Raw genomic sequence first — 23,533 nt, 5'->3', positions numbered from 1 at the left:
AAGAATCTAAAGTGTAATAAAAAGCCGGAGAAACATCGTTATAAATGTTTTTTCGGTTTTTTACGTTAAATGAATAGAAAAGACTGGAATTGATATCATAAAAGAGTTATAGTGAGTTATTCTAAGGGAAACATTGTAAAGTAAGGAGAATGGGAATATGTCATATGAATTTTTACTCAAATTAGGTTTAGCACTCTTTTTAGGATTATTCATCGGGATAGATAGGCAGCTAAAGAATAAACCACTGGGTGTGAAAACAAGTATGGTTATTTCTGTAGCAAGTTGTTTAATTACGATGGTTTCAATTGAATCTGTGCATGTATATTCTGTTCCAGGACATACAAATATGGATCCGATGCGACTGGCCGCTCAAATTGTTAGTGGAATTGGTTTTCTTGGCGCAGGTGTCATTTTACGAAGAAGTAATGACGTTATTTCTGGATTAACAACAGCTTCTATGGTGTGGGCTGCTTCAGCTTTAGGGATCGCAATTGGTGCAGGATTTTATTTACAAGCGACAGTTGCTATGGTTTTAATTATTTTAGCGATTAATGTACTTCCGCAACTTGTGAAAATTGCAGGACCGTATTCATTAAGACAAAAGGATTTATCTATAAAAATTACTGTTAAAGAGCATCATGAGTTAGATGGTATATTTAAGCAAATTAAAAATTTAGGCATGCATGTGAAACGCGTGAAAATTAAAGATATAGATAGTGGAGCATTTCAGCAACTGGAGATGGTTATTTTAGCTCCAGAAGATTTATATACAACAGAGTTATATAGTTCCCTGAAAGAGATTGATCGAGTAGTTTCAGTTGAAGTGGAAAGTAGATAATTGTGATAAAAAAGAGTGAAGTTCAAATTCACTCTTTTTTATTTGGATTTTTAAGGAATGAAATTGATATAATGATGAGTAATAAGGGGGGAGAAATGATGGGAATACATATTAGAAGAGCAATAAAGGATGATATACCAGGTATAGCAAAGGTGCATGTTGATAGTTGGAAGACAGCGTATAAAGGGATATTTGCTGACGAAATTCTAGATAATATAGCATATGAGAAACGAGAAAAACAATGGGAAGATATTTTTCAAAAAGAAGGTAATCATCAATTTAGATTTGTAGCAGAGAATTTAAATGGAGAAATAGTTGGATTCATCGATGGGGGAGTAGAAAGAACTGGTACATATAATTGTGATGGAGAATTATATGCAATCTACCTTTTACAACAGTATCAAGGAATGAAAATAGGACAAAAGTTATTTCAAGCTTTATTATCGGATTGTATAAACAATGATATGCAATCACTTTTAGTTTGGGTTGTTACGAATAATCCTTCTAAAAAGTTTTATGAAAAATTTAACCCTGAAAAAATTGATACGAAATTTTTAGAGAGAGTAAGGGTAGAAGAAACAGCGTATTGTTGGAGAGATTTAAATTTGTTACAAAAACAAACAGCTATATAGATTTATACATATAATAATATTATGTAAACATATCATAGGGAAAGGTATACCTCATTTGGTGTACCTTTTTATTAATCCATCAAAAAATGGATTAATAAAAAATAGTAGGTAATTAGTTTGAAAGCAAGAAATTTTCTAGTGTACTTTTAACTAGATTAAAGAAAAGAAAGAAAAAAATAAAAATTTAATTTGATAAAAAATTCCGAAATATACTCTTGAATTGAATATCATTATCAATTAGAATCAGGATTGATAACGATATTCAATTATCGTTTATTATATAAAATTTCGATAGCTTTAATATAAAGAGGAGGACCAACATGCAGCATGCGAAACAAATCGCAGAACATGCAACATTACAAAGCTTTTTAAACTGTTATTTAAGAGAAACAGGGAGTGGAGAATGGATTACAGAGGATGAAAGAATGAAAAGTATCTTCAGTAATACGTTGAATAGAGATACAGTCCCCACATATTTATGTTGTCGGCTATCGGCACAGAACGTTACTTTGTATGGAGAAGTTATATATAAATCATCAACAGATCGCCATTTGTTTGGAGAACAATTTTATTATCAAATTGGAGATAGTAATTCCGTTATTACAGCAGATTACGTTACAGTTATTACGTTTTTAATAAAAGAGATGTCGATCAACTACGGAGAAGGAACGAATCCTGCGGAACTTATGCTTCGAGTTATCCGCAGTTGTCAAAATATTGAGGAATTTACAAAAGAGAGAATAGAAGATACATCCGCATTATACGGTTTCCATACAACTTTTATAGAAGCGGAGCAGTCTTTATTATTTGGGCATTTAACTCATCCTACACCAAAGAGTAGACAGGGGATATTGGATTGGAAAAGTGCAATGTATTCTCCAGAATTAAAAGGGGAATGTCAGCTTCATTATTTTCGGGCACATAAAAGTATAGTAAATGAAAAATCATTATTATCAGATTCTACAACAACGATTATAAAAGAAGAATTAAGTAATGATGAGATGGTTAGTAAGGAATTTATAGCGAAGTACTGTAAGGAAGATCAATATGCATTAATTCCAATTCATCCGCTTCAGGCAGAATGGCTCTTGCATCAAGCTTACGTACAAGATTGGATAATTCAAGAATTGCTTGAGTATATTGGTCCTGTAGGTAAGTATTATATGGCAACATCATCACTAAGGACGCTATATCATCCCAATTCGAAGTATATGCTTAAGTTTTCATTTCCGGTGAAAGTAACGAATTCAATGCGTATTAATAAACTGAAAGAACTTGAGAGTGGTCTTGAAGGGAAGGAAATGTTAAATACGGCTATTGGTGAAGTACGAGAAAGATTTCCAGGATTTGATTTTATTTGTGATCCAGCCTTTATTACATTAAATTATGGAACACAAGAATCTGGATTTGAAGTGATTATTCGTGAGAATCCTTTTTATAGTGAACATGCAAACGACGCAACATTAATTGCTGGGCTAGTTCAAGACGCTATACCTGGGGAGCGTACGCGGTTATCGAATATTATTCATCGCCTAGCAGATTTAGAAAGTAAAAGCTGTGAAGAAGTAAGCTTAGAGTGGTTTAGACGATATATGAATATTTCTTTAAAGCCAATGGTATGGATGTATTTACAGTATGGTGTTGCATTAGAAGCTCATCAGCAAAATAGCGTTGTTCAGCTAAAAGATGGTTATCCGGTCAAATATTATTTCCGTGATAATCAAGGATTTTATTTCTGTAATTCAATGAAAGAGATGCTTAATAATGAATTAGCTGGTATTGGAGAACGTACTGGAAATTTATATGACGACTATATTGTGGATGAGAGATTTCGTTACTACTTAATTTTCAATCATATGTTTGGCCTCATTAATGGTTTTGGCACAGCAGGATTAATTAAGGAGGAAATTCTTCTCTCGGAATTAAGGTCTGTACTTGAATCATTCCTTCCATATAACCGGGAACCTTCTACATTTTTAAGAGAATTATTGGACGAAGATAAGTTAGCGTGTAAAGCAAATTTACTAACGAGATTTTTCGATGTCGATGAGTTAAGTAATCCATTGGAGCAAGCTATTTATGTGCAAGTACATAATCCACTCGTTAGAGAAGTGGCTGTTCGTTCATAAATAACGTTAAAATTTCACGTAATACAAATAATGGTATTTTGTCATAAGGTGGAGGGTTTTATGAGAGTGGACATGTATCATACGAAAGTATTGAAGGCGCTCGAATCAGAAGATTACATTTCAGTACGAAGAAGAGTGCTACGTCAATTAGTAGAATCGTTAATTTATGAGGGGATTATTACACCGGTTCGCATAGAAAAAGAAGAACAACTTCTTTTTCTAATACAAGGACTTGATGAAGAAGGCAAAAGTGTCACGTACAAATGCTATGGCAGGGAACGGATGACATTTGGACGTATTTCGTTAGACTCATTAATAGTAAGAGTTCAAGATGAACAGCAAGAAATACAATCTGTCTCGCAATTCCTAGAAGAAGTTTTTCGGGTTACTAGTGTAGAACAAGCTAAATTAGATTCTTTTATACACGAATTAGAACAAACAATATTTAAAGACACGATTGCACAATATGAAAGAAATAATAAGAGAGAATATACTCAAAAATCTTACGATGAGTTTGAAAGCCATTTAATAGACGGCCATCCATATCATCCTAGTTATAAAGCACGTGTTGGATTTCAATATCGTGACAATTTTCAATATGGTTATGAATTTATGCAGCCAATAAAACTCATATGGATTGCAGCGCATAAGAATTATGCGACTGTAGGTTATGAGAATGAAGTGATGTATAACAACCTTTTAAAAGAGGAGATTGGCGATCGTAAATTAGAAGAGTTTATGGAACGAATTCGTAATAAGGGATGTAATCCAAAACAGTACGTGTTTATACCTGTTCACCCATGGCAGTGGGTGAATTTCATCATTTCAAATTATGCGGATCATATACAGGGGAAATTTATTATTTATTTAGGAACATCTGAGGACGATTATTGCGCGCAACAGTCAATGAGAACATTAAGAAATATTACGAGTCCAAAGAAACCGTACGTTAAATTATCGATGAATTTACTCAACACTTCAACACTTCGTACGCTGAAACCATACTCTGTTGTGAGTGCACCAGCAATATCAAATTGGTTAAATGATGTTGTAAGTAATGACGCCTATTTAATGGATGAAGCACGTTTAATCTTGTTAAGTGAGTTTTCAAGTGTAACGTATGACACGAATAAAAAAGCTATATATGGTTCATTAGGATGTATTTGGCGCGAAAGCATTCATAAGTATTTAGATGCACAAGAAGATGCAATTCCTTTTAATGGTTTATACGCTAAAGAGAAAAATGGTACACCAATTATTGATGCGTGGTTGAATAAATATGGAATGAAGGATTGGCTACAATTACTTATTCAAAAAGCGATAATACCAGTTATACATCTTGTTGTAGAGCATGGCATCGCACTGGAATCACATGGACAAAATATGATTCTAGTCCATAAAGAAGGGGTGCCTGTTCGTATTGCGTTAAAGGATTTTCATGAAGGGCTTGAGTTTTATCGTCCATATTTGAAAACGGTTGACAAATGTCCCGACTTTACTAAAATGCATAAAACATATGCGAATGGAAAAATGAATGATTTCTTTGAAATGGATCGCATTGAATGTTTGCAAGAGATGGTGTTAGATGCACTATTCCTGTTTAATTTAGGAGAATTAGCATTCGTACTTGCGGATGAATATGGATTGAAAGAAGAACATTTTTGGATGATGGTTGTTGAAGAAATTGAAAATCATTTAAGAATATATCCACATTTGAAAGGTAGATTTGAAAATATTCAATTATATGCACCTACATTCTATGCTGAACAATTAACGAAACGTCGATTATATATGGATCTGGAATCGCTTGTTCATGAAGTTCCAAATCCATTGTATAGAGTAAGACAACTTATGAAACAAAAATCAGCTGTTACAGGGGGAAATTATGCTAATCGTTAATAAACAAGAGTATAGCAAAAGTGATTTTAAATCGAGATTACAAGTTTATGAGGAAATGGAACAATTTAAAGAAGCAGAAGGAAATAGATTTGCACTTTGTCTGAAAGATCCATTCGATATTATTACGATTGTGTTTTTCTTAAAAGAAAAGAAATCATCAGTATTACTTATACATGAAGATACACCAAAAGAAACAGCTATTGAAATGGCAAAGCGTGCAAATTGTGTAGGAATTTTATATGGAGAATATGGCGATTTTACAAAATTAGAAGTAGGGAACTTTTTACTAGAAGAGCCTTCTTTATTGCAATATAGTTCTGGAACTACAGGGGAACCGAAACTAATTCGTAGAGCATGGACGGAAGTTGATACGGAAATTACCGCTTATAATGAAGCTTTAAACTGTGAAGTAGATGAAGTGCCAATCGTTATGGCTCCTGTTTCACATTCATACGGACTAATATGTGGTACTTTATCAGCAATTAAGAGGGGGAGCCAGCCTGTAATCATTACGAATAAAAATCCTAAATTCGCATTAAATATAGTTCGCAATATAGAGAAACATATTATATATGCAGTACCACTTATGTTACACATTATGGGGAGTTTTCCATTAGGAACGTTCCAGTTTCATAAAATTATGACATCAGGATCGCCTTTGCCAGAAGCACTATTTTATAAACTAAAAGAAATGACAACATATATGATGCAGCAATACGGTTGTTCTGAAGCAGGTTGTATTAGTATATGTCATGATATGAAGAGCCATTTAGATTTAGGAAACCCTTTACCTCATGCGAGTATAAGCATAGGTTCAGATGAAAATGCACCGGAAGAAATCGTCGTGAAAATGAATGATAAGGAAATCTTCACGAAAGATTTAGGGTATAAATCTGAGCGTGGCATTCATTTTATGGGGCGTATGGACGATGTAATTAATGTTTCGGGATTAAAAGTCTTTCCTATAGAGGTAGAAGAAACGATGCTTCGATTGGAAGGTGTTCAAGAGGCAATTGTATATCGAGGGAAACATCCTGTCATGGGCGAAATAGTTAAAGCGAAAGTGATCTCTCATGTTGATCCAGTACAAATAAGAGAATGGTGTATTCAGCACTTACCTTCTTATAAAGTTCCCCATGAAATTGAAAGTGTAAATGAAATTCCTAAAAATAAAACTGGAAAAGTAAGTAGAAAGTTACTAGAGATGGGAGAGGTTACAACATGAGACGGGAAGCGTTAAAGAATGCCGTGTTAAAAATTATGATAGAAAAAATGGAACTGAAAAATGTAACGCATTTAGAAGAAACGATGCGCTTAAATCAAGATTTATATATAGATTCGGTAATGATGTTACAGCTTATTGTATACATAGAAATGGATATAAAGCTATGCGTTCCAGAGGATGAGGTAGATCCAAAGGCATTTCTTACTGTAGGATCTTTGCTTGATTTTATGGAGGAGTTACAAGAAGTAAATGTGAATAACTAACCTTTAGGAAAGTGGATGAGAGTATGACTTCAATAAAAGTGCACTGTTTAGTGAGTTGTTTTTGTGAAATTATAAAAAGGCGTAGCGACATTGATTTTCGTCCATTTTATTTTGGACTATGGGATGGAGATTTTGATATAACAGAAGGCGGAATTATTTCATATCACTCTGAAAACATTAACCATGATCATTATTTACTTTGGTTTGAAAAATTGTACGGTATTAAAGTAAACGAATGGTATGATCATGCAAAAGATAAAGATAGCAATGTAGAAACGTTTTTAGAATTAGTAGAAAACAAGCCGGGAAATCGTTATGTCATTGTAATGGTTGATATGTCTCTATTACCAGAGAGGGAAAATAAATTTCATCAAAAACCGTTTCCACATTATTTAATGATATCAAAAACAGAGAAAGAAGAAGAGTGGTTCATGCTAGATCCTGATTTTCGTTGGGAAGGAAATATGGAAAGAGAAAAAGTACTTCACTCTATTCAAGATAACCCATTTGGTGGAGGGTATTTCATTGATATAGAAGGAATTGGGGAGCCAACGCAAGAAACAGTAGCTAGTTATTTCACAGAAACATTCAAAAAGAACGACAATGAACTGACTATGGAGCTGAAAAATTTAATTGTAAAAATGGCAAATGAGGAAGAAGGATATGCGCTTTCTGGACTTGTAGCAGCAGTAAAACAAATACCAGTACTTGCAATTCGTAAATATAGTTATGAGCATGCCTTTGCATACTTCCGTGAAACGTTGCAATATTCGGAGCAAGAATTTGATTATTGGTGTGATCGGGTAGAGGATATTGTACAAGGATTTACAAATGTACAGTATCGTGCAATTAAAATGGCAATGACGAATAATAAAGGTATGCTAGTATCGATTATTGAAAAACTGGATGAAATGAATGCGATTGAACTGCAAATTAAGAAGGAATTAGAGAGACAGTTTCTATCATGGAAAGGTATGAAAACAAATCAGTCTGTCGCAACTTTTTAATAAGCTAACTGAATTTAAGATAGGGGAGTTTAATGCTATGAAATATTCGCTATGTACCATTTCATTTCGTCATCAATTAATTTCATTTACTGATATTGTTCAATTTGCATATGAAAACGGTTTTGAAGGAATTGAATTGTGGGGGACTCATGCACAAAATTTGTATATACAAGAACGCGAAACGACAGAACGAGAATTGACTTTTCTAAAGGATAAAAACTTAGAAATTACGATGATAAGTGATTACTTAGATATATCATTATCAGCAGATTTTGAAAAAACGATAGAGAAAAGTGAACAACTTGTAGTACTAGCTAATTGGTTTAATACGAATAAAATTCGCACGTTTGCTGGGCAAAAAGGGAGCAAGGACTTCTCGGAACAAGAGAGAAAAGAGTATGTGAAGCGAATACGTAAGATTTGTGATGTGTTTGCTCAGCACAATATGTATGTGCTGTTAGAAACACATCCCAATACACTAACGGACACATTGCCTTCTACTATAGAACTATTAGAAGAAGTAAATCATCCGAATTTAAAAATAAATCTTGATTTTCTTCATATATGGGAGTCTGGCGCAGATCCAATAGACAGTTTCCATCGATTAAAGCCGTGGACACTACATTACCATTTTAAGAATATATCTTCAGCGGATTATTTGCATGTGTTTGAACCTAACAATGTATATGCTGCAGCAGGAAGTCGTATTGGTATGGTTCCGTTATTTGAAGGTATTGTAAATTATGATGAGATTATTCAGGAAGTGAGAGGTACGGATCTTTTTGCTTCCTTAGAATGGTTTGGACATAATGCAAAAGAGATATTAAAAGAAGAAATGAAAGTATTAATAAATAGAAAATTAGAAGTAGTAACTTCGTAATGTGAAATGATGTGAGAGTCTCGTTTTAGAGGCTCTTTTTTTATGGTAAAAAATAACCAAAAATTTCCATGTATTTTAATTTGAATTTAACACAATTTATATATAAATAAGGAGGTGATTGGTAATGGCTAGAAATCGTAATTCTAATCAATTAGCATCACATGGAGCACAAGCAGCTTTAGATCAAATGAAATATGAAATTGCACAAGAGTTTGGTGTACAACTTGGCGCTGATACTTCTTCACGTGCAAACGGTTCTGTAGGCGGTGAAATTACAAAACGCCTTGTAGCGATGGCAGAACAACAACTTGGTGGCGGATATACTCGCTAATTGTAGAAGGTTATAGGAGAAAGGAAGGATTCTTCCTTTCTTTTTTTTTCAATTAATTGGTATGGATATATTGTGAACTGGATTCGAAGAATAGGAATAATACTATAATTTCCCCAATTTCTTTTGTTGTGAATGGGAAGTAGTAAAGATGTAATAGCCCTGGTGGAATGAAAAGTTACGTTCCAGCGGGGCTATTATATGGTAAGAAATATATGATGAAAGGTTTCGAAGCCAACATGTTAAAAAAAGAAAACTGTTGTTTAATTGCGCTTGCATCAGTTCCACTTGTTATGACATTAGGGAATTCAATGCTCATCCCAATTCTGCCGACTATTGAAAAGAAATTACATATTTCATCGTTTCAAGTATCCATGATTATTACAATTTACTCTATCGTAGCCATTCTACTTATACCGATTGCTGGTTATTTATCAGATAGATGGGGACGAAAGATGGTAATGGTTCCGAGTTTGCTGATTGCAGCTATAGGAGGAGCGATAACTGGTTGGGTATCTTGGAAAGTTGATAATCCCTACAATTGGATATTGATTGGTAGAGCGATTCAAGGTATTGGTGCTGCTGGTGCAATGCCAGTTGTTATACCGTGTGTTGGTGATTTATACAAAGACGAAAAACAAGTTAGTACAGGTTTAGGAATCATAGAAACATCCAATACATTTGGGAAAGTGCTGAGCCCTATTTTAGGGTCTGCTCTTGCTGCCGTTGTATGGTTCTTACCATTTTGGGCGATTCCAATTTTATGCGTAGTATCAATTGTTTTATTACTTGTTCTAGTAAAGGCAAAGAAACAAGAAGGAGAAGTACCACCACTTAAAGAGTTTATAAAATCTATTCTGTCTACGTTTCGAGAAAAAGGAAGATGGTTAATTGCCATTTTTGCATTAGGTGCAATTATTATGCTTATTTTATTCGGAATTCTCTTTTATTTGTCGACTATACTGGAATCAAAGTATGACATTCATGGTATATGGAAAGGGTGTGTGCTTGCTATCCCGTTACTTGTACTGTCACTTAGTTCATATATGGCCGGTAAAAAAATTGGAGATAATCAAAATGTTATGAAGAAGTGTATCTATATTGGTTTTTTAATGGCAGCTGCATCAGTCATCATTCCTTTATTTATAAAAGGGATTTATTTACTACTTCTTTGTCTCGTTATTATGGGGATAGGGATTGGTATGGCACTCCCATGTTTAGATGCCCTCATTACACAAGGAATTGAAAAGGAGCAAAGGGGAACAGTTACGTCATTTTACAGTTCAATGCGATTTATCGGTGTAGCAGCTGGACCACCTTTATATTCTTTTTTCATGAAAGGGGCGGACCATGAAGTGTTTTATTTGACTAGTATTTTCGCTGCCATTGGTGCTGTCATAGCAATCATTTGGATTAAACCAGCAAAGGATGCAAAGGCGGTAAAACAGAAACCGGAACCTACTTCATAATTTGTAAGAGAATTGCATGATGTTTTGAGTAACATGCAATTCTCTTTCGTTCATTAAGAATAAATAACTTGTTTTAACATATAAAGTGCGACACCCCATATGATGAGACCAGAAAATTTATTTAATAATAAAATTGTCTTTCCGGTTGAGTCTAGTCTTTTTAGAAATTTCCCCGCTAAAGCTAAGCTTATAAACCAAATCCAAGAAACGATAATAGTTGCAAGTGTGAAAGCCCATTTTTCACTTCCTATGTATTGAATAGAATTTGTTCCAATTACACCGATTGTGTCTAAAATAGCATGTGGATTTAATAACGAAACTGATGCTGCGAAAAGGATTTGCTTTTTTAAGGGCATACTTTTTTCTTGTGTTACATCGTTGGAAGGGCTACTTCTCCAAATAACAAAGCCCATGTATAGGAGAAAGAAAAATCCAATTATATATAATGAGTTAGTTAGCCAAGAAAAAGTAAGGAGTACAAGGGAGACACCTTGCACTGCAATCAATATGAGTAACGTATCACATATAGAGGCAGTTAATACTACAGGGGCTGCCCTCCAAATGTTTGGTTGGCTCGCACCTTGGTTAAAGATAAAAACATTTTGTACACCTAATGGAATGATAAGTCCAAATGCAAGAATGATACCATGAATAATTGCTTCACTCATCATATTACCTCCTATTTTAATTCATTATGATAGTGTATATTGTATAGAAGAAATGAAAATTTGTATCCATCCATATGGTTGGGGAGGTTACCAACCAAAAAGAATATAAGGTGATATGATGGAAAGATTCGTTTGGAAACCGGATATGTCTCTAGCGACGCCGCTGTATAAACAAATAGAAACGTATATAAAAGAAAGGATCGTTAATGGAGAATGGACCGTTGGAACGAAATTACCTTCACAAAGAGATTTGGCCCATACATTTGGTGTGAATCGAAGCACAATTGTAATGGCTTTCGATGAACTAGTTGCGAAGGGATATATTGAAGGGAATGGCAGGAAAGGAACAATTGTTGTAAATAATAATGAGAATGTTTCAACTTACGCACCCCCGCCTAATTGGCAGTCTTATGTAGAAACAGGACTTCATTATCCGAATCTCCCAGCTATTCAAGAGATTAATCAAGCTGAATTTTACCCACATGTAATTCGGTTAGGAACAGGTGAGCTCGCGCCGAGTCTCTTACCTGAGAAAAAGATGAAAGAAATTATGAATAACCTTTTAAAGTCAAATGTGACGCTTGGGTATGAAGAGCCGAAAGGAAATCTTTATTTAAGGGAAAAGATTTCCGAATACTTAAAGGAGCATGGCGTATATGTATCTCCTGACTCTATATTAATTGTTTCAGGAGCAATTCAAGCGCTGCAACTTATTTCTATGGGGCTTCTTTCGAAAGGGGCATCAATCTTATTAGAGAAACCATCCTATTTATATTCGCTTAATGTTTTTCAATCAGCAGGAGTACGTTTAATTGGAATCCCAATGGATGAAAGCGGGTTACATACATCATATATTAAGAAATATAAGAAGCAATTTAATGCCTCTATTTTATATACAATCCCGTCTTTTCATAATCCAACGAACTTTAGTATGAATGCGAAGAAACGAATAGAAGTGATGGAAATATGTAATGAAATTGGATTACCTATTATAGAGGACGCAGTGTATCAAGACTTATGGTTTGATGCACCTAGTTCGAAACCTTTAAAAGCCTATGATAAAAATGGAATCGTACTACATATTGGAAGCATGTCCAAAGTAATTAGTCCAGGTTTAAGAATTGGATGGATTGTTGGACCCGAGCCAGTAATTCAAAGATTGTCAGACATAAAGATGCAAACAGATTATGGTTCAAGCACTATATCCCAGCAAATTGCAGCAGAGTGGTTTACAAATGGTCTATATGATGAGCATTTGCGATTTGTAAGAAGGGAATTGAAAAAACGAAGAGATTTTATGTTACTAATGTTAGATAAATATCTTCGTGAAATAGCAACTTGGCATGAACCAACAGGCGGGTTTTATATATGGGTACATATAAAAGTACCCATTTCATATCGCAGTTTATTTGATAAAGCTCTGCAAGAAAAGGTTTTATTAAACCCAGGTACTTTATATGATAGAAGTGCAAATCAATTTTTGCGCCTATCGTATTCATACGCAACGTTAGAAGAAATTGAAATAGGTATAAAAAAACTTGCACAACTAATGAAAAAGTAAGAGGAGAAAGTAATGAAACAATATGTAATTTGCCAAATGATCAATGGAGAAAAATATTTAGCTGCTTATGCGGAGACGAAGCAAGAGGCGATTGAAAAAGCAGAACTGTTAGGATTAAGAACGGGAAATCGTTACATAGTTATAACTGCAGAAGAAGCCGAAGGCTTAACGTATCCTTAAACAATGTATGAGATTATATAGGAAGTAAATAAGTCTAGTAATATAAGAATTTACTAGGCTTATTTACTATTAAGTTGTTAAACGTTCTCGTATTTATACGCAAAGTAATAATATTATGAGTCAAGTTGACGAAAAAATCGATTTGTCTTTCGGTCTTGATTTCCTTTTCTATACTCATCAATATATTGCCTAAAGTTCCAAGCTTGTAAAAATTTATTAGCAGAGTTATAACCAGAATTGTAAAGCCAGTCTTTTTCTTCCTTCGTCAGTTCAAAATTAGTACTTGTAATCGTTCCTGTTGGAATTGTAATCGTTCTTGCTTTTGATTCTTTATCTAAATGACGTAAATCATGAGCTTGCATCATTGTTTTAAATAGTCCTTTGAACATAGAAATAGGCTCGTTATAGTGAGCAGGGTCAGCTTGAATCTCATCTTTTACAAAATGAAATCCGAAAGTCGGCCAGCGAGGAGCGGTAGGTGAATCGAAGATCCAAATTGGATAATTACTTAGAATTCCTCCGTCAACCATATAACAAGGCTGCTTCCATTTTGGAGTTCTCCATTTTACGGGTTCAAAGAAGAAGGGGATTGTACTACTCATTCTTACCGCTTTAGCGATAGAGAAGCGATAATTTAAAAATCCATAGTTTGGTAAGTCGTCAGGAAAGACAACCATTTTACCATTACTAATATCAGAAGCGATGATTTTGAGTTTGTTTAGATCCGGTAAATCAGTAAATAAATGAACACCTTTTTTTCGAAGTAATTCTTCAATCCATTCTTCTATAAATACATTAGAGTATATACCTAGAGTAGTCCATGCACTTAGTCCTTTTCCGATAAAGGGGATTTTGTCAATAAAGGTTTTCTTCGTAAATTTGTTATAATCGATATCAGTTATAATGGTTTTTAGCTCTGAACAAGAATATCCTGCAGCTAAAAGTGCCGCGATAATTGCACCAGCTGATGTTCCAGCTACACGTTCCCATTCATAACCTTTTTCGGCTAACGCGCAAATTGCCCCAACATGCGCAATACCGCGCACACCGCCTCCTTCAAAAACACCATCAATCTTCATTAAACATACTTCCTTTCAAATAAAAGATTTGGAAATGGCAAAAAAGCACGTATTGTACGTGCTTTTTTACAATGGTTTTTAAGTTTACTAGCAGCCTACAAAGCCGCCCCAACAGCTAGCTCCGATGATGATTAGAAGGATGAATAAAACGATTAATAAAGCGAAACCTCCGTAACCACAACCACCACAGCTACCGCCGTAACCGTAACCGCCGCAACTATATCCGTAACCCATGTGGAATTCCTCCTTATATTAAAAATAAAAATGAACGAGGGGAAAATGTACTGGAAGAACTAAAGAACTATCGTGTTTGTAGGAACAATGTATAGTATGCTTTTTTAAACTTGTTCGCGTACGAAGGATAAGCCCGTTTTTGGAGGCTTGTTGATTTTGTAAAGAATGAAGTATAATCTTTGTACTATGATATAAATAAGTATGTAAATGTAAGGAGAATTTATGAATAAAAAAATTGAAGTATTAATTGATAAATATGAACTAACACACTTGAAAGAGGAACTTATTAATACTGTATTTCCTTGTATAAAAGTTGTGCCAAAGCAGCAGGAAACTGTTGCGAGAGGTAGTTCGAAAATGGGAGGAGTTCCTGATTTACCAGCTTTATTTGAATATCCAAAGCATAAAGGAAATCCACTACAATTTATCGCGCAATTTAACTTAAGTGATTTACAAAACGTTGGTATGGATCACAATCTTCCTAAGACGGGGATGCTGTATTTCTTTTGCATTGAAAATTATTTTGAAGAAAATGTGAAGCTAACAGAGGGTGGGCGTGTACTTTATTATGATGTTCCTGTAGAGCAATTACGAAGAGGAAATGAAGTACAAGCGAAATATAACCAGTGTGCAATTACTTTTGAACTGACATACAAATTACCAGAACTTTTCATTGAAGATGAGGCTGATTCAGATCGTTTCTTGCAATTACTTGAAGAGCTAATTCCGGATAACTACGATAACCATCAAATGTTTGGTGAGCCATTCTCTGTACAAGAAGAAGTGTTATATGAGACGGGAGAATATATGGGAGTAGACCCGCAGCAAATGACTCTTTTATTCCAAATTGATTCAGATCATAAAAATTGTAATATGGTTTGGGGAGAACTAGGGATGCTATATTTCTGTATTAGTAATGAAGATTTGAAAAATCAACGTTTTGAAAATACATGCTGCGTATTACAAACATGCTAATGAAAAAAGGTTGTTCTTTTTAAAAGAACAACCTTTTTATGTGAATTAGTTAATATGCATAATCTCATATGACCTATACGAAAAAGTATTGTATACTCTGAAACTATACGATACTTTTTCGTATAGTTATAGAATATAAGGAGTGACAAGATGGGAAAGACAAGTAAGTATGTGACAGCTGCCGCACTTTGTTCAACTATAGTAATGGGAGGCTTACAAGCGTCATCTGTATCTTATGCAGCTACAAATCCGACTACAGTGACAGCACAATCAGATGTAAAGTTATTAGATAATTTCAGAAAAGAATTAAAAAAACAGATTGATAATCGAGAAGAAAATATTACAATCACATATAAAACAAAAGATAGAAATGCTAGAAATATTATGGATCAATTGTATGGTGAGTTTAATAAAATTGTAGATGCTGATGAGTATGTAAAATATAATGTAGCGTCTACTAGATATTCCATTAAAGGAATGCCAGGGGACTATACGTTTACACTGCAAGTAAAATACCGTGAATCAAAAGAACAAACTCAATATGTAAAAGCTCAGGCGAAATCAATTGTTGGATCAATTGTAAAACCAGGGATGGATGAGCATGAGAAAGTAAAAGCTATTCACGATTACGTTGTTAAGCATGTGTCTTATGATACGTCTTATCAAGCGTATACAGCATATGAAGCATTAGCGAATCGTTCTGCCGTTTGCCAAGGATATACATTATTGACGTATGAGTTGTTAAAAGAGGCAGGTATTCAAAATCATATTGTAACAGGCACAGGAAACGGACAAGCTCACGCGTGGAATTTAGTGAACATTGAAAACAAATGGTATCACCTAGATACTACATTTGATGATCCAGTACCAGATAAAGCAGGGCGTGCAACTTACTCATATTTTAATATGTCTGACGAACAGTTAAGTAAAGATCATGAATGGGATCGTAGCAAATATCCAGCGGCAACTACAAGTTATTTTGGTGAATTAACAAATAAAATAAAAGCTGGTAGCTCAAAAACTGTCGTATATGAGCAGATGTTAAAAGAAACAAATTTACAATACTTATCTGCAGAATACGGAGCAGAAAATTATAATGAATTTAAGCAAAAGTTGCAGCAAAAGTTTGCAACCAAACCAGAAAAAGTAGAAGTACGATATAAGCAGTCCATGGATGGGACGATGCAAGATATAAAGAAAGTATTAAATGAAATAAATTGGCCAAAAGGTGCAAAGCGTGTGTCTTATCAAGTAGCGCCTTACAGTGCATTGGCGGGTTATTCATTAGCGACAATTACATTTACGTATTAAGCAATGAGAAAGAGCATCTGTAAAAGATGCTCTTTTTATATTTATCGATCACTTTAAAATTTTGGGAATTATGTGATAAAATAAAAAGGAGAGGATGTGAATGCTGAATGAACTTGTTCGAAAGTAATATTTTTACATTGATATATACTTGTTTAGTAATCGGACTTATCGTTTTGTTTTTCATATCATTTACTTTGTTTATTAGAAGAGTATTACAAAGCAGTGCTGCAAAGAAACACCACGTGATTAATATGAACCAGAAGCTAGATCGAATCATTGAATTGCTTGAAAAAGATAAGAAATAGCGATAGAAGAGGTATGAAAAGGGGAAAGAGAATGGCCAATTATATAAAAGAATTACGTGAAAAAGTAGGACATGATTATGTTTTCTTAAACTTTGCCGGTGGTTGTGTATTTAATAAAGAAGGAGAAGTATTACTGCAAAAAAGAGGAGACTTTAACGCTTGGGGATTTCCAGGTGGTGCAATGGAGATAGGAGAATCAGCTGCGGAAACTGCAATCCGAGAAATAAAAGAAGAAACCGGGTATGATGTAGAAATAAATGAGCTTATTGGAGTGTATACAAAATATTTTCAATCATATCCAAATGGAGACAAGGCCCAGTCAATTGTGATGTTCTTTTCATTCTCAATAGTTGGAGGTGACAAAAAAGTAGATGGTGATGAAACGTTGGATTTGAAGTTTTTCCCGTTAGACGACATGCCACCGTTATTTTGTAAACAACATGAAGATTGCCTGCAAGATTTATTGGAGAAAAGAGTAGGGGTATATCGTTAACATATAAAAAAGAAGCTAAATGAAGATTAGCTTCTTTTTTATGTTTCATTTATTTCCACCAATCATCAAACATTGACGCTGGTACTTGTCTTTTATGCTCACTCACTGTGTAACGTTTTTCAATTTTCTCTGCAACGTCAGCTGGAACTGCTTTACCTTCTAAATAATCATCTAATTGATCATAAGTAATACCTAACTCTGTTTCATCAGCTTGACCTGGTTTTTCATCTAATAAATCAGCTGTTGGCATTTTTAAGTACAGTCGCTCGTCTGCGCCTAACTCTTGTAATAATGCACGTCCTTGGCGCTTCGTTAATCCCGTTAATGGTAATAAATCTGCACCACCATCTCCGAATTTTGTAAAGAACCCTGTTACAGCTTCTGCAGCGTGATCTGTTCCGATAACAAGTAGCCCTTTTTGTCCACCAATTGCATATTGAGTAACCATACGGATACGTGCTTTCACGTTACCTTTATTGAAATCTGTTAATGATTCACCCAATAAGTTTTCATATTGATTTGAAAAAGCATCAACAGTTGAAGCAATATCAAATGCAACAGATTGATCTGCTTGAATGAATTGTAATGCTAATTGTGCATCATCTTCATCTTTTTGTACTTTATAAGGAAGACGCACGGCGATAAACGTTGCATTACCACCTTCGTTACGAATTTCTTCAACTGCAAGTTGTGCTAAGCGTCCTGCTAATGTAGAGTCTTGTCCGCCGCTAATACCAAGTACAAATCCTTTTGCACCTGTTTTTTTTACATAATCCTTTAAGAAATCAACTCGTTTACGAATTTCAACTTTTGGATCAATTACAGGCTGAACATGTAATGCTTTCATAATCTGTTCTTGTAATGTCATTATGTTTCCTCCTATTCATATTAAAGCGGTAATTAAGTTTATATGTATAATGGTACATACTTCTATCCTTTATTATTTCGCAAAATTAACGAATATACAATAGGATGTGTGTATGAATATGAATGTAGTCATTATAAATAAAGTACTACGTATAAGCAATTTTTTTAAACCTTTCAAAAATGTAAGGTTTTTGTCATTTGAATCGATGGAAGGTATTTCCGCACTTTACTAATATAAAAACATAGATAGTAGAAGGGCGGAGAAGTAATATGAACATTAGAGAACTAGCATATCGGAATGTAACCCGAAATAGACGGACATACTCAGCCTATTTTTTGAGTAGTGCATTTGCAATTATGGCCTTTTTTGTGTATTCATTTTTTGCGTTTCATCCGGCATTAAGTGCAGGAGAATTAGGTCAGTACGTATTCGTAAGTATGTCTTTTGCACAGTCTATTATTTACTTATTTACATTCTTCTTTATTTTATATTCGATGGGAATGTTTTTAAAAACGAGAAAGCGTGAACTAGGGATTTTAATGATGTTAGGTATGACGAAATATCAATTAAAGCGTCTAATCTTTTTTGAAAATATTATGATTGGAATAGGGGCAATTATTTTTGGTATTCTTTCAGGTATGTTATTTTCAGGGGGATTACTATTTGTCGCTCCGATGATATTGAAACTAGATATCTCCTTATCCTATTACATACCGATGAAAGCAATTGTTGTAACGAGTATTATGTTTTTTATTTTATTTATGATCATATCATTGTTTAGTGCAGGAATGATTCGTAAAAATAAGATTATGAAGTTGTTTAGAGGATCGGCAGAGGCGAAACCTGAACCGAAAGCATCAATCATTTCTTCCATATTAGCAGTAGTATTGCTTAGTGCTGGCTATGTAGGAGCTCTTCTATCACATGGAGCAATGGTATTTATTATGATGATTCCTGTTACAACGGTAGTTATTATTGGGACGTATTTGTTGTACAAGCAGCTGAGTGTCTTTATTATTCGATTATGTAAAAAAAGTAAACGTTTCTATTGGACACAGACTAATATTATTACGTTATCAGATTTAGCGTATCGCATGAGAGATAACGCAAGAATGTTCTTTATTGTAACCATTATTTCTACTGTAGCATTTTCCGCAATAGGGACATTAGTTGGCTTCGCATCCATGACGAAAGGGATAATGGAGAGACCGATTTCGTTTCATTACCATTCTAAGCAAGGGAATAGTAACGAATCACAGCATATACAAATGATTGACAAAGGATTAAAGAAACATAGTATAGCAGCTTCAAAAACTAATATTTCGACAAAGAAAACGGAGGAACAGTCGTTAAGAAGCGCCATTTTTATAAAAGAATCAGACTATAAGAAATATGCAAAGTTAACAGAAGAACCATTTAATACTGTAGCAAATAAAGAAGTTGTATTTTTGTCAGCTAATATACCAGGGCCAACGATGAAAGAAAGAAAAGAAATTACTTTACCTAATATGAATGAAAATTTAAAAGTGAAAAAAGTTACTTCATCTTCATTGGGGAAAATATTAAGAGGAAATGTTTATGTAATCTCTAATAGTCAATATGATTCATTACAAGATGGGTTTATAGAGACAAAAGATTATATGTATAAAACTGAAAGAACGAAAGATGAGATTGAAATTGGTAAAGAGCTTACGCATCAAATTAAACCGTATCAAGAATATTCAACGTTTAGTGCGGAAGAGTACGAGCAAAACCAAAGTTTACAAATTGCAGGACCGATTTTATTTGTAGGTTTCTTTATTGGTATAGTATTTTTCGTTTGCGCAGGAAGTTTCCTTTACTTCCGTTTATTCTCCGATTTGGAGGATGATGTTCGTTTGTTCGAAATGATTCGTAAAGTTGGATTGACAAGTAGGGAATTATCGAAGGTAGTTACAATTCGATTGGCGCTTTTATTCTTCGTTCCAATTGGTGTTGCAACATTACATGGAGCAGTAGCCTTAACGGCGTTAGGGCAAATGTTTGAGTACTCATTGTTTAAAGAAAATACAGTTGTATTAAGTATTTTCATAGTTATTCAAGTTGTATACTTCTTACTTATAAGATCCCGTTATGTAAAACAATTGAAAGAGAGATTACGTATGCATTAAATGTGTTTTTTTAACTCGAGTACAAAATTTTCTAAAAAGAGGCAAGCATTGTCAAAAAGTGATAAAATGGAAAAAGCGAGGTGAAAAAATTAATAGAGAGTAAGGGGGGAGAAATATGAAAGCAACAGGAGTTATTCGAAAAGTAGACGAATTAGGACGAATTGTTATCCCTAAAGAATTACGCGATGTATTGGGAATACAAATCAAATCACCGCTTGAAATTTTTGTAGAAGCAGATAAAATCATTTTACAAAAATATCAACCTTACAATGCTTGCCAAATCACAGGTGATGTTTCAGGGCAGAATATTACATTAGCAAATGGAAATATTACAGTTGGCATAGAGGGAGCGGAATATTTAGTAAAAGAAATAGAAAAGTTTTTAAACAAGAGTGAGGTTTAGTCTTAATTTATATTATTTTTCAAATACATATCATTCTTTTAAAAGACTGTAAGAGGACCATTAATTGGTCCTCTTATTTTGGTTATTAGTTGAACGACTCGGGTTGTTACTTCCTACAAATCATAGGGAAAATAAAGAAGTATTATAGAGGTAGTAAATGATGTTGAGAAATATTTGAAAAGAAGGAAAACAAAAAGAATAAAACGAATGTTACATTTACACGTATTCAAAAGTGGTCTGAAATGAAAATAATACATTTTCAGGAGGGATTACGATGAGTAGTACAGTGAATAAACAAAAAGGTATACAATTGATTCCGTTTACCGTAAATAAGGTGGTAGAACAAGTAAATGAAATTCCACCAGGTGTACAACTGATTCACGCTCCGCAAGTATGGGAAAAGAGTATGAAGGGGCAAGATGTAGTCGTTGCCGTATTAGATACAGGGTGTGATACTAATCATATAGATTTAAAAGATCGTATTATCGGCGGAAGAAATTTCACAAAAGATTATGAAGCTGATCCAAATGTGTATCTTGATAATAACGGACATGGTACTCATGTTGCGGGAACGATTGCCGCGACTGAAAATGGTGTCGGTGTATTAGGAGTTGCACCACTTGCTAAAATGTTAGTATTAAAAGTTTTAGCGGGAGATGGTTCTGGAAGTTATGAGCAAATTATTGAGGCAATTCATTATGCTGTAAATTGGAGAGGGCCGAATCAAGAGAAAGTGAGAATTATTTCAATGTCACTTGGTGGTCCGCAAGATGTTCCAGAATTACATGAAGCAATTCAAAATGCGGTAAAGCAGGATGTTCTCGTTGTATGTGCTGCTGGAAATAATGGAGATTGCGATGATGAAACAGAGGAACTAGACTTTCCGGGTGCGTACTCCGAGGTAATTGAAGTTGGTGCCGTTAATTTAGAGCGGAAGATTGCATGTTTTAGTAATTCAAATCAAGAAATTGATCTAGTAGCGCCAGGTGATGAAATATTATCTACGTATCCAGAAGGAAAATATGCTGTGCTAAGTGGAACTTCCATGGCGACGCCGCATGTTGCTGGAGCGCTCGCCTTGCTCATTAAACAGTGTGAGAAAGAATACGGTCGAAAGTTATCGGAGCCGGAAATATATGCACAACTCATTAAAAGAACTGTACCTTTAGGGTACGAACGTACATCTGAAGGGAATGGATTAATAGATTTATTAAAAGAATAGCCATATTAAAAAAACATCTCATATTCATATGAGATGTTTTTTTAATATGGCTCTGTCGCATGTAATACAACTTGTAATAAACCTGGGAATCTAGCATTTAAATCTTCTTCACGAATTGAAATGAAACGTTGTGTTCCTTCAAGGCGCGTGTACATAACACCTGACTCACGTAAAACTTTGAAATGGTGAGATAAAGTTGATTTTGCAACAGGGATGTTTAAAGCACCACAAGATTGTTCATTTTTCTCTAGTAACATATTTACAATTTGTAAACGAATTTGATCGCTAAGTGCATATAAGACAGAAGAAAATTGAATTTCTTCTCGATTTGGATGATAGAGTGTACGCATATTTCACCTACTTGTATAAGTTAAGATATTTGCACTATAACATATAAAGTGGTATATTTCTATTGTTCGAATATATTCGAACAATAGAAATATAGGGGGAGAAAAAATGAAGTATATAAAATTGCAAAAGGCAGGATTAAATATTTCAAAGTTGGGTTTAGGTACAAATGCAGTAGGGGGACATAATTTATATGCTGATGTGAATGAAGAAGAAGGAAAGCGATTAGTAGAAGAAGCTATTCAGCAAGGGATTACATTTTTTGATACAGCAGATTCATATGGTTTCGGTAGATCGGAGGAATTAGTAGGAGAAGTATTAAAGGGAAAACGTCATGAGTTTATACTTGCTACAAAAGGTGGAATTCAACCGTTGTTAAATGGAGAAACTTATATTAACAATGAACCAAGTTATTTAAGGAATGCTGTGGAAAATAGCTTAAGAAGATTACAGACTGAATATATTGATTTATATTATTTACACTTTACAAATCCTGAAACAAGTTACATAGATTCAATCGGAGAGCTTACTCATTTAAAAGAAGAAGGGAAAATTCGTTCAATTGGAATATCGAACGTAAACATAGAACAATTAAAAGAGGCGAATCAACATGGTCATATAGATGTTGTACAATCTCCATACAATATGTTAGAACGTACAGCTGAGGAAGAACTGTTGCCGTATTGTATAGAAGCGGGTATTTCATTTATTCCATATGGGCCTCTTGCTTTTGGAATATTAGGCGGAAAATATACAGAAGATTTTAAATTAAATGAAGTCGATTGGCGTCAAAATGTAAATCTATTTGAAGAAAATACATATAAGAGTAATTTTAAGAAAGTGAATAAGTTAAAAGGGCTAGCTAAAGAAAATGATATTGAAGTGTCTCATTTAGCGTTAGCATGGTTATTAAATAAAGAAGGGATTGATACTGTTATACCTGGTGGAAAGCGGGCAGAGCAGGTAAGAGAAAGTGTGAAAGCGGTAGATGTTGCATTGAATGAAAGAGTCATGAAAGAAAACCAATCTATTTTAGAAGATTAGTTAAACAGAGGGAGAGTACCCT

At 34.2% G+C, this 23,533-nt stretch carries 25 protein-coding genes; 20 read left to right on the top strand and 5 right to left on the bottom strand.

Features of this window, described 5'->3' with window-relative positions:
* Positions 1-157: 157 nt before the first annotated feature.
* The 10 genes from AB6801_RS02435 (at position 158) to bcbE (ending at position 10,670) form a co-directional block, all read left to right on the top strand.
* The gene (locus AB6801_RS02435) at positions 158-838 is read left to right on the top strand and encodes an MgtC/SapB family protein (protein ID WP_000119510.1); all 681 of its coding nucleotides are present in this window, start codon (positions 158-160) and stop codon (positions 836-838) included.
* Positions 839-933: 95 nt separating this feature from the next.
* A complete protein-coding gene (locus AB6801_RS02430) occupies positions 934-1,470 on the top strand; it encodes a GNAT family N-acetyltransferase (protein ID WP_033667347.1) in 537 nt (178 codons plus the stop codon).
* Positions 1,471-1,790: 320 nt separating this feature from the next.
* Positions 1,791-3,599: an IucA/IucC family protein gene (locus tag AB6801_RS02425; protein WP_001163356.1), complete on the top strand. Its 1,809-nt coding sequence runs from the start codon at positions 1,791-1,793 to the stop codon at positions 3,597-3,599.
* A gap of 60 nt (positions 3,600-3,659) precedes the next feature.
* Entirely contained in the window at positions 3,660-5,498 is a 1,839-nt protein-coding gene (locus tag AB6801_RS02420; protein ID WP_139894409.1) for an IucA/IucC family protein, read from the top strand.
* Positions 5,485-6,723 (top strand): AMP-binding protein, encoded by a 1,239-nt coding sequence (locus AB6801_RS02415; RefSeq protein WP_370941029.1) that lies wholly within the window; start codon positions 5,485-5,487, stop codon positions 6,721-6,723. The genes AB6801_RS02420 and AB6801_RS02415 overlap by 14 nt, the downstream gene beginning before the upstream one ends.
* Positions 6,720-6,986 (top strand): petrobactin biosynthesis protein AsbD, encoded by a 267-nt coding sequence (asbD, locus tag AB6801_RS02410; RefSeq protein WP_001250558.1) that lies wholly within the window; start codon positions 6,720-6,722, stop codon positions 6,984-6,986. The genes AB6801_RS02415 and asbD overlap by 4 nt, the downstream gene beginning before the upstream one ends.
* A 23-nt stretch (positions 6,987-7,009) precedes the next feature.
* On the top strand, positions 7,010-7,993 hold the full coding sequence (locus AB6801_RS02405) for a DUF6005 family protein (RefSeq protein ID WP_000200708.1): 984 nt from the start codon (positions 7,010-7,012) through the stop codon (positions 7,991-7,993).
* Between the two features lie 37 nt (positions 7,994-8,030).
* On the top strand, positions 8,031-8,873 hold the full coding sequence (locus tag AB6801_RS02400) for a sugar phosphate isomerase/epimerase family protein (protein ID WP_000877670.1): 843 nt from the start codon (positions 8,031-8,033) through the stop codon (positions 8,871-8,873).
* A 124-nt stretch (positions 8,874-8,997) separates the two neighbouring features.
* Positions 8,998-9,204 carry an alpha/beta-type small acid-soluble spore protein gene (locus tag AB6801_RS02395; protein WP_000113545.1) on the top strand — a complete coding sequence of 69 codons (207 nt, stop codon included), beginning with the start codon at positions 8,998-9,000 and terminating at the stop codon, positions 9,202-9,204.
* A 236-nt stretch (positions 9,205-9,440) separates the two neighbouring features.
* Positions 9,441-10,670 (top strand): bacillibactin exporter BcbE, encoded by a 1,230-nt coding sequence (bcbE, locus tag AB6801_RS02390; protein WP_033667350.1) that lies wholly within the window; start codon positions 9,441-9,443, stop codon positions 10,668-10,670.
* 53 nt (positions 10,671-10,723) lie between these two features.
* Here the strand turns inward: bcbE and AB6801_RS02385 are convergent, their stop codons facing one another.
* A complete protein-coding gene (locus AB6801_RS02385; protein ID WP_097999036.1) occupies positions 10,724-11,338 on the bottom strand; it encodes a LysE/ArgO family amino acid transporter in 615 nt (204 codons plus the stop codon).
* A gap of 118 nt (positions 11,339-11,456) precedes the next feature.
* Here AB6801_RS02385 and pdxR point away from each other — a divergent pair, with 118 nt between their 5' ends.
* Positions 11,457-12,899: a MocR-like pyridoxine biosynthesis transcription factor PdxR gene (pdxR, locus tag AB6801_RS02380; RefSeq protein ID WP_370941028.1), complete on the top strand. Its 1,443-nt coding sequence runs from the start codon at positions 11,457-11,459 to the stop codon at positions 12,897-12,899.
* 12 nt (positions 12,900-12,911) lie between these two features.
* Positions 12,912-13,079 carry a DUF3933 family protein gene (locus AB6801_RS02375; RefSeq protein WP_000816389.1) on the top strand — a complete coding sequence of 56 codons (168 nt, stop codon included), beginning with the start codon at positions 12,912-12,914 and terminating at the stop codon, positions 13,077-13,079.
* Between the two features lie 113 nt (positions 13,080-13,192).
* Here AB6801_RS02375 and AB6801_RS02370 read toward each other — a convergent pair whose 3' ends face one another.
* Together AB6801_RS02370 and AB6801_RS02365 are read right to left on the bottom strand one after the other, a co-directional pair.
* Entirely contained in the window at positions 13,193-14,158 is a 966-nt protein-coding gene (locus AB6801_RS02370; RefSeq protein WP_000686789.1) for a patatin-like phospholipase family protein, read from the bottom strand.
* Between the two features lie 87 nt (positions 14,159-14,245).
* Positions 14,246-14,392, bottom strand: coding sequence for a YjcZ family sporulation protein (locus AB6801_RS02365; protein ID WP_000540425.1), 147 nt, complete (start codon positions 14,390-14,392; stop codon positions 14,246-14,248).
* 222 nt (positions 14,393-14,614) lie between these two features.
* On the opposite strand from AB6801_RS02365, the gene AB6801_RS02360 reads away from it, so the two are divergent.
* The 4 genes from AB6801_RS02360 (at position 14,615) to AB6801_RS02345 (ending at position 17,476) form a co-directional block, all read left to right on the top strand.
* Positions 14,615-15,367: a YwqG family protein gene (locus tag AB6801_RS02360; RefSeq protein ID WP_097999037.1), complete on the top strand. Its 753-nt coding sequence runs from the start codon at positions 14,615-14,617 to the stop codon at positions 15,365-15,367.
* Between the two features lie 150 nt (positions 15,368-15,517).
* Positions 15,518-16,678 carry a transglutaminase domain-containing protein gene (locus tag AB6801_RS02355; RefSeq protein WP_097999038.1) on the top strand — a complete coding sequence of 387 codons (1,161 nt, stop codon included), beginning with the start codon at positions 15,518-15,520 and terminating at the stop codon, positions 16,676-16,678.
* A gap of 107 nt (positions 16,679-16,785) precedes the next feature.
* Positions 16,786-16,983: a DUF4083 domain-containing protein gene (locus AB6801_RS02350; RefSeq protein ID WP_001048102.1), complete on the top strand. Its 198-nt coding sequence runs from the start codon at positions 16,786-16,788 to the stop codon at positions 16,981-16,983.
* A gap of 31 nt (positions 16,984-17,014) precedes the next feature.
* Complete coding sequence (locus AB6801_RS02345) at positions 17,015-17,476, top strand: NUDIX hydrolase (RefSeq protein ID WP_000024999.1); 462 nt, start codon at positions 17,015-17,017, stop codon at positions 17,474-17,476.
* Positions 17,477-17,525: 49 nt separating this feature from the next.
* On the opposite strand, the gene nadE is transcribed toward AB6801_RS02345, so the two are convergent.
* Positions 17,526-18,344 (bottom strand): ammonia-dependent NAD(+) synthetase, encoded by an 819-nt coding sequence (nadE, locus tag AB6801_RS02340; protein ID WP_000174901.1) that lies wholly within the window; start codon positions 18,342-18,344, stop codon positions 17,526-17,528.
* Positions 18,345-18,613: 269 nt separating this feature from the next.
* Here nadE and AB6801_RS02335 point away from each other — a divergent pair, with 269 nt between their 5' ends.
* The 3 genes from AB6801_RS02335 to AB6801_RS02325 all read left to right on the top strand — a co-directional run bounded on the left by AB6801_RS02335 (position 18,614) and on the right by AB6801_RS02325 (position 22,119).
* Positions 18,614-20,494: an FtsX-like permease family protein gene (locus AB6801_RS02335; protein ID WP_001025977.1), complete on the top strand. Its 1,881-nt coding sequence runs from the start codon at positions 18,614-18,616 to the stop codon at positions 20,492-20,494.
* A 115-nt stretch (positions 20,495-20,609) separates the two neighbouring features.
* Positions 20,610-20,897, top strand: coding sequence for an AbrB/MazE/SpoVT family DNA-binding domain-containing protein (locus AB6801_RS02330; protein ID WP_000648325.1), 288 nt, complete (start codon positions 20,610-20,612; stop codon positions 20,895-20,897).
* A gap of 274 nt (positions 20,898-21,171) precedes the next feature.
* Entirely contained in the window at positions 21,172-22,119 is a 948-nt protein-coding gene (locus tag AB6801_RS02325) for a serine protease (RefSeq protein WP_000099753.1), read from the top strand.
* Between the two features lie 41 nt (positions 22,120-22,160).
* On the opposite strand, the gene AB6801_RS02320 is transcribed toward AB6801_RS02325, so the two are convergent.
* Entirely contained in the window at positions 22,161-22,469 is a 309-nt protein-coding gene (locus AB6801_RS02320) for an ArsR/SmtB family transcription factor (RefSeq protein ID WP_001259906.1), read from the bottom strand.
* A gap of 106 nt (positions 22,470-22,575) precedes the next feature.
* Here AB6801_RS02320 and AB6801_RS02315 point away from each other — a divergent pair, with 106 nt between their 5' ends.
* Positions 22,576-23,511 (top strand): aldo/keto reductase, encoded by a 936-nt coding sequence (locus AB6801_RS02315; RefSeq protein ID WP_097999039.1) that lies wholly within the window; start codon positions 22,576-22,578, stop codon positions 23,509-23,511.
* The last annotated feature ends 22 nt before the right edge of the window (positions 23,512-23,533 follow it).

It is taken from the genome of Bacillus sp. RCC_6_1, assembly GCF_041360755.1.
In the GTDB taxonomy this organism is placed as follows: Bacteria; Bacillota; Bacilli; order Bacillales; family Bacillaceae_G; genus Bacillus_A; species Bacillus_A cereus.
This window is presented reverse-complemented; position numbering and strand designations above follow the sequence as displayed.